At 71.3% G+C, this 10,086-nt stretch carries 9 protein-coding genes; 6 read left to right on the top strand and 3 right to left on the bottom strand.

Annotated elements, in window-relative coordinates:
- Both traC and HG543_RS47055 read left to right on the top strand, forming a co-directional pair.
- Positions 1-1,798: outer membrane exchange accessory lipoprotein TraC (gene traC / locus HG543_RS47050; protein WP_169351511.1), on the top strand; the 1,798-nt coding region annotated here is incomplete at its 5' end.
- 487 nt (positions 1,799-2,285) lie between these two features.
- The gene (locus tag HG543_RS47055) at positions 2,286-3,761 is read left to right on the top strand and encodes a M57 family metalloprotease (protein WP_171818564.1); all 1,476 of its coding nucleotides are present in this window, start codon (positions 2,286-2,288) and stop codon (positions 3,759-3,761) included.
- 72 nt (positions 3,762-3,833) lie between these two features.
- Here HG543_RS47055 and HG543_RS47060 read toward each other — a convergent pair whose 3' ends face one another.
- Positions 3,834-5,093, bottom strand: coding sequence for an MDR family MFS transporter (locus tag HG543_RS47060; protein WP_169351513.1), 1,260 nt, complete (start codon positions 5,091-5,093; stop codon positions 3,834-3,836).
- Between the two features lie 347 nt (positions 5,094-5,440).
- Here HG543_RS47060 and HG543_RS47065 point away from each other — a divergent pair, with 347 nt between their 5' ends.
- Positions 5,441-6,346 (top strand): AEC family transporter, encoded by a 906-nt coding sequence (locus HG543_RS47065; protein ID WP_169351514.1) that lies wholly within the window; start codon positions 5,441-5,443, stop codon positions 6,344-6,346.
- Positions 6,347-6,534: 188 nt separating this feature from the next.
- Positions 6,535-7,335 carry a nucleotidyltransferase family protein gene (locus HG543_RS47070; RefSeq protein WP_246357803.1) on the top strand — a complete coding sequence of 267 codons (801 nt, stop codon included), beginning with the start codon at positions 6,535-6,537 and terminating at the stop codon, positions 7,333-7,335.
- A 555-nt stretch (positions 7,336-7,890) separates the two neighbouring features.
- Here the strand turns inward: HG543_RS47070 and HG543_RS47075 are convergent.
- A complete protein-coding gene (locus HG543_RS47075; protein ID WP_169351516.1) occupies positions 7,891-8,100 on the bottom strand; it encodes a hypothetical protein in 210 nt (69 codons plus the stop codon).
- A gap of 242 nt (positions 8,101-8,342) precedes the next feature.
- On the opposite strand from HG543_RS47075, the gene HG543_RS47080 reads away from it, so the two are divergent.
- Both HG543_RS47080 and HG543_RS47085 read left to right on the top strand, forming a co-directional pair.
- Positions 8,343-8,546 (top strand): hypothetical protein, encoded by a 204-nt coding sequence (locus HG543_RS47080; RefSeq protein ID WP_246357804.1) that lies wholly within the window; start codon positions 8,343-8,345, stop codon positions 8,544-8,546.
- Between the two features lie 63 nt (positions 8,547-8,609).
- On the top strand, positions 8,610-8,897 hold the full coding sequence (locus HG543_RS47085; RefSeq protein WP_169351518.1) for a hypothetical protein: 288 nt from the start codon (positions 8,610-8,612) through the stop codon (positions 8,895-8,897).
- Positions 8,898-8,910: 13 nt separating this feature from the next.
- Here the strand turns inward: HG543_RS47085 and HG543_RS47090 are convergent.
- Positions 8,911-10,086, bottom strand: a 1,176-nt coding sequence (locus HG543_RS47090; RefSeq protein WP_246357805.1) for a hypothetical protein, incomplete at its 5' end; no start/stop codon positions are given.

Consider the following 10,086-nt stretch of genomic DNA (forward strand, 5'->3'; position numbering starts at 1 on the left):
AAGCCCCCCCTCCACCTCCACGCCATCCCGCCGCTGGCTGGGAGCCCTGGCCCTGGCCACGCTGCTCGCCCTCACCGGCTGCTCCGCCTTCTCGCGCGCGGTGAAGGAGGGAGACACCGCCAGCCAGCAGCAGAAGTGGGCGGAGGCCGAGGCCGCCTACCTGCGCGCGCTCGCCGCGGACCCGGAGGCGTCCGAGGTGAAGGTGAAGCTCACCAAGGTGCGTCAGGCGTGGAGCGAGGTGGTGCTGGAGGAGGCCCGCGGCGTCCATGCCAATGGAGACCTGGACGGCGCCATGAAGCGGCTGGTGCGCGCGCTGGAGCTGAACGCGGAGAACGCGCCGGCGCGCGAGCTGCTCAACCAGACGCTGGACGCGCGCGTGGCGGTGGGGCAGGCGGCGCTGAAGGAGGAGCGGCTGAAGGAGGCACGCACCGAGTTCGACGCCGTGCTGTCGGTGGCGCCGGACCACGCGGCCGCCAAGCGCGGAGTGGACGGGGTGCAGGTGGCGTGGGCGAAGCGCTGGTTCGGCACCGGTGAGAGCCTGGAGAAGGCGGGCAAGCTGGGCAACGCGCTGGTGGCGTACGTGCGCGCGGACCAGGAACGCGTGGGCGCCACGGCGGCGCGCGAGCGGGCCGAGGCGGTGCGCCAGAAGCTGCGCGACGAGGTGGCCTTCCTCGTGGTGGCCACGCCGGTGGAGGACCGGGCCGGCGCGCCGGACGTGATTCAGCGGCTGGGCGCCGGCCGGCTGGCGGCGATGCTGCCCACGCAGCTGCCCCTGCGCGTGGTGACGGACGCGCCGGAAGGCCGCGAGGGCGTGCGGCTGGACCTGGCGCTGGAGCGCGTGCTGCCCCTGAAGACGACGGAGGACTCGCAGCGCACGCAGCGCTACCTCGCCGGCAACCGCTCCGTGCCCAACCCGCGCCGCGGCGGCTTCGAGGGCAAGCTCCTGCAGGCCGAGCGCGCCCTGGAGGAAGTCGAACGCAAGCAGGCCGCCGCGCTGCGCGAGTACCTGCGCATGCAGGGCGAGCTGGGCATGGTGCGCGCGGCGGCGGAGCGCTGCCGGGAGCGCGAGCGGCGTGAGTGCCGCGAGGCCCTGCAGGAGTGCGGCGAGGCGGCGCGCGACGCGGAGAAGCCCGGGCAGCTGCCTGGCGAGTGCAACCCCGCGCGCTGCTCCAACAAGGACTGCGCGGCCGAGGAGCTGCTGCTCCTCCAGCGCATGGCCGCGGTGAACGACAAGGAGAAGGCGCTGGAGGCCGCCCTGGACAAGTCGGAGGCGCAGCGCATCGAGGTGCAGCGCAACCGCGACTCCACCTTCCGCGAGCCCGTCACCGTGGAGGAGCCCATGTACTCGGACTTCGTCTACGACGTGCAGCTGCACCGGCTCACCGTGACGGCCTCCGTCACCGCGGTGATGCGGGACCTGCTGAAGGAGCAGGCCGTCGTCGCCCCGGTGACGCAGGACTACGCGGTGGCGCACGAGGACGTGGCGCACAAGGGCTATGACCGCTACGGCGTGCTCGCCGACCCGGTGCAACTGCGCAACGAGCTGGAGCTGCGCGTGGAGGTGGGCGACAAGGCCGTCTCCGACCTCGCCCGCCGGGTGAAGGAGCGCTTCGACGTGTACCGCGGCAAGCGCGTGGAGGATGCCCGCCGCGGCATGGTGCGCCCCGGCGCCGAGGACGTGGTGGAGACGTCCGTGCGCGCGCTGCTGCTCACCGCGGACGCGCCCCCGCAGGACATCCTCCAGCCGCTCGGCCGCGCGCGCGGCCTCAACCGCCCCGAGGCGCTCCTCGGCCTGTAGCCTCCGCGGCCATTCCAGGGGGCGCAGCGCTCGTGGCCCCGTCCCACGCGCGCAATCACCCGGCGGTGCCTCCCGTAGCCCCCAATGAGAGGACCTTTTCTCATTGGGGATACCGCCATGCGACTCGACCTCAACTACCTGCTGCACGAGAGCGACCTGGACTACGCCGCCGCGTGGGTCGTCTTCGTCTCCTTCGTCGCCCTCACCCTGATCGCCGTTCTCTGAGAAACCAGAGTACCCAAGATTCCGTCATCTTTGCGGACAGGCTGTCCGATGACAGGACAGTCGGAATTCTAAGGGTAAGTACCTAGAGCCGTTGAGGTTTTGGGCTCAAAATGTAAAGAAGCTTGACGCTCCGCGACAAGGTCGTGGTGTACCCATGCTCCGCATGGGTGAAGGGCACGATTAAAAAGTTGAATGATGGCGCTGACTTATGGGCTGGCATGACGGCTGCTAGGGACCAGACACCCCTCAGCAAAGGATGTTCATGTCCCAGCACAAGTTCGTCGGCGCTCTCGCGGGCCTGGCGCTTCTCGCCGGTTGCGGCGGTGGCGATGGCAGCACCCCCACTCCGGAGGCCACGGGCCAGGCGATGACGTGGGAGCAGTTCCTCTCCGTCGTGTACCAGGAGCCGGACACCGGCATCTTCATCACCGACGGTGACACCCCGTTCGAGTCGGAGAAGCTGCTGCGCGAGTACTACGAGCAGTACGTCAAGACCGGTCAGCTCATCGTCCACACGACGGGTGGCCAGGACGCGAAGTGGGACGCCACGCAGAAGAAGAACATCACCTACTGCGTGAGCTCCACGGCGTTCGGCAGCAACTACACCACCGCGGTCAACGCCATGGCGGCGGCGGCGGGGGCCTGGGAGGCGGCCGGCAACGTGGACTTCATCCACGTGACCGCGCAGGACGCCAACTGCACCGCGAGCAACACCAACGTGGTGTTCGACGTGCGCCCGGTGAACTCGGGTGGCCAGTACCTGGCCCGCGCGTTCTTCCCGGACTCGACGCGCTCGGCCCGCAACGTGCTCATCGACAACACGGCGTTCGGCAACAACGCGCCCTGGACGCTGACGGGCATCCTGCGCCACGAGCTGGGCCACACGCTGGGCTTCCGCCACGAGCACACCCGTCCCGAGTCCGGCGCCACCAACTGCTTCGAGGACAACAACTGGCGCGCGCTGACGACGTACGACTCCGCGTCCGTCATGCACTACCCGCAGTGCAACGGCTCGCAGCAGGGCGACCTGGTGCTGACCACCAAGGACGTCCAGGGCATCCAGGCGCTCTACGGCGCGCCGGGCGGTGAGCCGCCTCCTCCGCCTCCTCCGCCGCAGGGCACGCCCGTCACCGAGACGCGCTCGGGCAGCGTGGCGCAGAACCAGAACGTGAACTACGGCCCCTTCACCGTGGTGCCCGGCTCCGAGTTCAAGGTCGTGATGACGGGCTCGGGTGACCCGGACCTGTACGTGCAGTTCGGCTCGGCGCCCACCACCTCCAGCTACGCCTGCCGTCCGTTCCAGGCCGGCGCGTCCGAGTCGTGCACCCTGACGGTGCCCTCGAACTCGACGAGCGCGTACATCATGGTGCGCGGCTACAGCTCCGGCACCTTCAACCTGACCATCAACTACCTGAAGCCCGGCACCACCACCGGCACGCCGAAGACGGACACGAAGACGGGCAGCGTGGCCACGGGCGGCGTCGCGAACATCCCCGCGTACACCGTGCTGGCCGGCACCACCTTCAAGGTCGTGATGTCCGGCACGGGTGACCCGGACCTGTACGTGCAGTTCGGCTCGGCGCCCACCACGTCCAGCTTCGCCTGCCGTCCGTACCTGGGCGGCGCGGCGGAGACGTGCGAGCTCACCGTGCCCGCGGGTCAGTCGAGCGCCTACGTCCAGGTGCGCGGCTACACCTCCGGCACGTACACGCTGAACATCAGCTACGTGTCGCCGTAGTCTGGCTCCACGCGGAGCGTGAATGACGGGCGGTCTCCCTCGCGGGGGGCCGCCCGTTGTCGTTCCGGGGTGTCAGTCGGCGCTGGCGCTCAGCTCGGGGCGCACGGTGCGCAGCGCGTCCAGGCGGCGGCGCCGGGCCCCGGCGATGGCCAGGTGCCAGAGCCCCGCGGCGCAGCCCAGCACGAGACAGCCGAGCCACAGCGTCGTCGGCCCGAAGCGGCCCAGCACCTGTCCCCCCAGCGCGGGCGCGGCGCACGAGGCCAGCCCCCACATCATGTAGTAGGCGCCCTGGTAGCCGCCGCGCAGCTCCGGCGGGGCCAGGTCCGCCACCACCGAGGGGGCCACCGGGGCCTGGAGGATTTCGCCCACCGTCCACACCGCCACGGCCAGCATGGCGAGCGGCACGCTGGTGGACAGCGCGTGCATCCCGAAGCCCAGGCCGGTGAGGGCCGCCGCCAGGGCCAGCGCGACGGCGCGCCGCATGCCCCCCAGCATCCGGCCCGTGAAGGGCTGCAGCACGACGATGAGGACCCCGTTCACGGCGAGCACCGTGCCGTACTGCGCGGGCGTCAGCCCCCGCTGGCCCAGGTCCATGGGCAGCGCCACGTGGCACTGCAGGAAGATGAGCGCCACCACGAAGATGGGCAGGCCGAAGGCGAGGAACACCGGGTCCCGGTAGGGGGCGAGCAGCTCGCCCAGGGGAGCGCGCGGGCTCGTGGTCGTGCTCCGCGCCGGGCCCGCGGGCCGCGTCTCCGGGAGCAGCAGCCAGATGCAGCAGCCGTAGGCGAAGGTGGTGATGGCGTCGGCCACGAAGAGCAGCGTGTACCCGAAGTGGGTCAGCCAGCCGGCGAGGGGCACGGCGATGGCGACGCCCAGGTTGATGACCCAGTAGAGCAGGCCGAAGGCGCGGGTCCTGTCCCCGGGCGGCACCACGTCCGCGACGGCGGCCGACACCGCGGGCCGGTACAGGTCTCCGAGGACGCCGAGCGTGAAGGCCGCCACGGCAATCCAGAAGGGCTCGCGGGAGAAGCCGAGGAAGAGCATGCCGACGGAGCCCAGCCAGAGGCCGCCGGCCAGGGTGAGGCGCCGGCCGATGCGGTCCGCGAGCGTGCCGCCCAGCGGCCCCGCCAGCACCACGCCCGCGCCGTGCAGCGACACGATGAGGCCGGCGTGCTCCACCGTGTAGCCCCGCTCGCGCGTGAGGTAGAGCGCGAGGAACGGCACCACGAAGGCGCCCAGCCGGTTGACCAGCGTGCCCATCCACAGCACCCAGTACGTGCGCGGCAGCCCTCCCGCCTGCGCCCGCAGCGCCTGGAGCAGCGCGCCGCTCATGGCCCCCTCCGAATAACGATGGAGAGGACGGCGGGACGCGGACGACCGGTGCGGGAGGTCATGGCGGCGACGGAGCATGCGCCAGCGCGTCGCGTGCTCCAAGCGCAGGGGGAACCCGGTGACAGGGCTATCAGGGCTTGCTGGAGAAGCGCGTCATCGGTCCCGGGAACGGTCCTGCGGAAACGCTGGAGTTCGCGCGGTGGGGCTGCCATGGATTCGCGCGTGAGGTCATCCATCCACGAGGCGTCGGCGAAGCAGGCCCTGTCCCCGCGTTGGCGGGTGCCTCTGGAGGCGCCGCGCCTGGAGACCCGGCAGGGGGCGATGGGGCGAGGGAGGGCTCGGACATCATGAGTTCGGTCATCGGGTTGCTGGGGACATGCCTGCTGCTGGGCGTGCTGGCCCGGCGCAGCGGCAGGTTCGCCGAGGGCGCGGCCGGCGCGTTCAACACCTTCGTGCTGTACGTGGCGCTGCCGGCGCTGGTGCTGCGGGTGATGCACCGGCTGGAGTTCGTTCCGGAGCTGGTGGTGGCCGCGGTGGTGCCGTGGCTGTACTACCTGGCGGCGGGCCCGTTCTTCCGGCTGCTGGGGCCCCGGCTCGGGCTGTCGCGGCAGTCGGTGATGGCGCTGGTGCTGACGGGCGGTCTGGGCAACACGGCCTTCGTGGGGCTGCCCATGGCGGAGGCGCTGCTGGGGCAGGGCGGTCTGGCGGTGGCGGTGGTGGCCGACCAGCTCGGCTCGTTCCTGGTGCTGTCCACGCTGGCGACGTTGGCGGCGACGCGGGCGAGCGCGGAGGAGCCGCTGCCATGGCGCGTGCTGGCGAGGAAGGTGGCGACGTTTCCCCCGTTCGTCGCGCTGGTGGTGTCGCTGGCGCTGCGGCCGTGGGGCTTCCCCATCTGGGTGGACACGGTGCTGGAGCGGCTGGGCGCGCTGCTCACGCCGCTGGCGCTGTTCTCGGTGGGGCTGCAGTTGCGGCTGACGGGCGTGCGGCGGCGGGTGCCCGCGCTGGTGCTGGGGCTTTCCTACAAGCTCTTGCTGGTGCCGGGCGTGGTGATGCTGGGCCTGCTCGCGATGCCGGGCCTGGCGCCCGTGGTGGTGCACGCCACGGTGCTCCAGGCGGCGATGGCGCCCATGGTGAGCGCGGCCATCCTCGCGGCCGAGCACAAGCTGGACCCGGACCTGGCCGTGCTGATGGTGGGCGTGGGCATTCCGCTGTCCTTCGCCACCGCGCCGCTGCTCCTGTCGCTGGTGCGCTGAGGGCGCGCGAAAGGTGGACGGTTCGACACTCCGTCCCGAGGGAACGCGCGAGGCCCGAGCCCGCCTGGCTGCCCTGCCTGCGAGCACGCGGACGGACCGCTGTCGTGCAGGCACCGTCCTCCTATCTTTGGCCCATGGCTGAGCAACCACCGAAGGCCTCGGGCGCGCCCGGGGGAGACCCGCGGCGGATGGAGGTTCGGCGGCCCATCGCCGAGCTGGGCGCGCGCGCCTACGCCATCCAGCTACTGACCGATGCCGGCATTCCCTTCCTCGTGGGCGGCGCGTACGCGTTCGCGCACTACGCGGGCATCTACCGCGACACCAAGGACCTGGACCTCTTCATCCGCAAGGTAGACGCCGACCGCGCACTGGAGGTGCTCGCCCAGAATGGCTGGCGCACCGAGAGCAACGTGCACGGCTGGCTCCACAAGGCGTTCTGGGACGACTTCCTCGTCGACCTCATCTACGCGTCCGGCAACGGGCTCACCGTGGTGGACGACGACTGGTTCACCCACGCCGTCTGCGCGCAGATGCTGGGCTGCGCCTGCAAGGTGCCTCCGGCGGAGGAAATCTTCTGGAGCAAGGCGTTCGTCCTGGAGCGTGAGCGCTTCGATGGACACGAGCTCACCCACCTGCTGTTGAAGGCGGGGAAGAACTTCGACTGGCCGCGGCTGTTGCGCCGCTTCGACCGGTACTGGGAGGTGCTGCTGTCGCACCTGATGCTCTTCCGCTTCGCCTACCCGGCCGACCGCGCCATCGTCCCCGAGTGGCTGATGAACGAGCTGCTCTCGCGCGCCAGCGGCTCGGTGCAGGAGGGCAACTGGGAGCAGAAGCTCTGCCGGGGCCGGCTGCTCTCGCACGCCCACTACGAGGTGGACATCAACGAGTGGGGCTACGAGGACGGCCGCGCCTGGGATGAGCAGGACCGGAAGCGCGGAGACGAGAAGCTCGCCACGGGACACGGCAGCAGCCTCCACGGACCGCACTGAGGTGGCTGGGAGATGGAGCGCATGAGGGTCATGCGCTCCGCGGTCCGGGCCGTTGTATAGGCCCCTTGCGATGGACGATTCGAAGTACGAGTTCGACTTCCTGGACTTCCAGCGCCGAGGCTATTTCGGCGCTCCGTCGGTGCCCAAGGACGCTCAGCCGCCGCGCAACTGGCAGCGGACTCCGTGGTACGGCTGGGCCTTCGCGTTCGACCGGGTGAGTGAAGCGCCACGAGGGGTACGACCTGAGCTCCCTTCGCGTTCCGCCGCGGATTCGAAGCCGCGACGGGCATCGACTGCAGCGCCTTCTACAAGGCGGACCGCTCCTTCCAACCGCTCAGCGCCGCGGCCATCGCCGAGGACTTCCTGAGCAGCCCACGGGCCGAGCAGTTCGTTGACGGTGTGCGCTACTTCTTCGGCAACCGGCTGCCGGATTGATTCAGGCGACGGTGGCTCGCATCTCCGCCTGCTCGCGCGAGCCCGTGCCTTCCAGAGAGGTGAGACGTCGGGCGGCGGGGCCCCGGTTGCTCCACGCCACCCGGAAGAAGGAGGCAGACGCTACGCGAGCACGGTCGTGGCGAAGGACAGCTCCACGCCGTTGTCGCGCACGCGCATCTGCGGCTTGGACAGCCAGTGGCACTGCGGACAGTAGCTGTGCGCACCCGCATGTGAGGCGCGCACAGTCACTTCGCCGCCGCAGAGCACGCAGCCGTCGGGAAGGACGAATTCGGCGAACCGGTCGCCGTTGCTGCTCTCGAAGTGAGTCATGCTCTTGAGTTAACGCAGGATCGGCCCGGCACAAGCGCGCCCGGGGGTGTACTCCGGTACGTACATCCGCCGACCGCTTCCACGGCACCCCGGTAAAACAGCCAGCCAACCGAGCGCCCCTGCAATCCTTACCGCCCGCCGCGCGAGTGGTGATTCCCCGACATCCCAACCCGGGGAGCCCACTGCCTCCGGCTGGCACGGGGATTTCAAGGGGCAGGGGAATGAGTGTGGGAGGGGATGGCATGGGCGAGGTGGCACGGGTGGAGCTCCTCCACGACCGGCGAGGCTGGGGCGTGGAGGTGGAGACGCGGGAGGGGGCCGTGCGGCGCTACCGCTATGGCAGCGAGGCGCAGGCGCGCTACTTCGCCGCGGTGTTCGCCCTGGGGCCCCGGGTGCTGCCCCCGGCGCTGCCCGCGCGGCGCAAGCGCTCCCGGCGGGCGGCCTGAGGGCCCCTGTCCCAGCAGCTTCCCTCTACCCATGCGGGCGGCTTTCGGAGAGGCTGCGGTGCCATGAGCGACGCACCCAAGCCCTTTCTTCACCGTCCCAACCGCGAGCACATCACCAAGGAGCCGGACCCCGCGGGCCGCTGGTCCAAGCAGTTCCCGGACATGATTGGCTACGGCAGCCAGGGTGGCGGCAAGGTGCCGGCGGACTTCGGCTGGAACACCAACCCCAAGCAGTGGCAGGAGGAGATGACGCCGGAGACGCTCGCCGCCCGCCTCGACGAGCTGCGCGTGACTCCGCCGAAGCCCGCGGCCCCGGCGCTGCCGCAGGGCTCCGAGCCCAAGAAGGAGTAGCACCCGTCCCGCCCTAGCTGAACGGCAGGGCCGCGAGCCGCTCCCGGAAGCGCGAGAGCATGTCCCGCGTCCCTGCCTCGTCCAGCCCGTCACCGACCTCCTGCCGCGCCTTGCGCAGGAAGACGTCGAAGGGCACCGAGCGTCCCTGCAGCGCTCCCGCCGCGTCCACCGCCTCCGACAACACCCGGGCGGCGCCTCGCGAGCCGAGCGCCAGGTGCATCTCCACCTGCTCCAGCTTCATCCCGCACTCCGCCCACACCGCGCGGTCGTGCACGATGAGCCACGTGCGCGTCACCTCCTCCATGTGCGCGTCCAGCGCCGCGAGGAAGGGCTCCACCTCGCCCGGCAGCGCCTCCGGCGGCAGCTCCGGCCGCGAGGCCGTCTCCAGGAGCCGCGCGCGCGCCTCCAGCACCTCGCGCTTCCGCGGCGTGCGCAGCGCCACCGAGGCGGGCAGCGAGATGAAGGCCGACAGGCTCTCCGCCACCTGCTTCGCCAGCGCGGGCCGCGCGGAGGGCTCCGCCTTCGCCGCGCGCTCCAGCCTGCCTTGAAGTGAGCGGCGCAGGTCCGCCGCCGCCGCGCGCAGGGCCGCCCGCGCCGCCACCTGGTGCACGTAGCCGGGCACCACGTCCTCGCGGCGCACGTCCTCGAAGGCGGACGCGGTGAGGTACACGAGGTCGCCGATGCGCGCGCTGAAGTCGGCGCGGAACGCCTGCAGCTCCGCCATCAGCGTCCAGCGGTCGCTCACCACCTCCGGGCGGCGCATCTGCTGGCCCAGCTCGCCCACGCGCTTGGACAGCCGCTCCGCGCTGGCGTGCAGCACCGCCTCCACCTCCTGCGCCAGCCGCTCGTCCGAGCTGGCGGGAGGCGGCGCCCACCCCACGTCACCCCCGGCCGGCCGCGCGGGCGGGGGGAACTCCGTGTTGATGGCGGCGATGAGCTGGTTGACGCCCATCACCGTGTCGCCGATGGCCGGCGCCATCGTCTCCCACAAGGATAGGTCCGCGCCGCCGTCCGGCTCCACCGAGGTGGGCTCGTACTTCGCGATGCTCAGGTGCCCCAGCCGGTCGATGGCCACCGCCGCCGCGCGGTGCACCCGGACGAGCCGGTCCGCGAAGTGACGGTCGGTGAGCGACTCCAGGAGCGCCTCCAGCCGTGAGGGCAGGGCGTCCTGGGGAGGGCGGGACTTGGG

Source organism: Pyxidicoccus fallax, from assembly GCF_012933655.1.
GTDB lineage: Bacteria > Myxococcota > Myxococcia > Myxococcales > Myxococcaceae > Myxococcus > Myxococcus fallax.

Bases quoted from the DNA above. Each gene is read 5' to 3' on its own strand.
- HG543_RS47060 (WP_169351513.1), bottom strand. From the start codon at position 5,093: ATGAGCGGCGCGCTGCTCCAGGCGCTGCGGGCGCAGGCGGGAGGGCTG.
- HG543_RS47080 (WP_246357804.1), top strand. From the start codon at position 8,343: ATGGGCGAGGTGGCACGGGTGGAGCTCCTCCACGACCGGCGAGGCTGG.
- HG543_RS47085 (WP_169351518.1), top strand. From the start codon at position 8,610: ATGAGCGACGCACCCAAGCCCTTTCTTCACCGTCCCAACCGCGAGCAC.
- HG543_RS47075 (WP_169351516.1), bottom strand. From the start codon at position 8,100: ATGACTCACTTCGAGAGCAGCAACGGCGACCGGTTCGCCGAATTCGTC.
- HG543_RS47070 (WP_246357803.1), top strand. From the start codon at position 6,535: ATGGAGGTTCGGCGGCCCATCGCCGAGCTGGGCGCGCGCGCCTACGCC.
- HG543_RS47065 (WP_169351514.1), top strand. From the start codon at position 5,441: ATGAGTTCGGTCATCGGGTTGCTGGGGACATGCCTGCTGCTGGGCGTG.
- HG543_RS47055 (WP_171818564.1), top strand. From the start codon at position 2,286: ATGTCCCAGCACAAGTTCGTCGGCGCTCTCGCGGGCCTGGCGCTTCTC.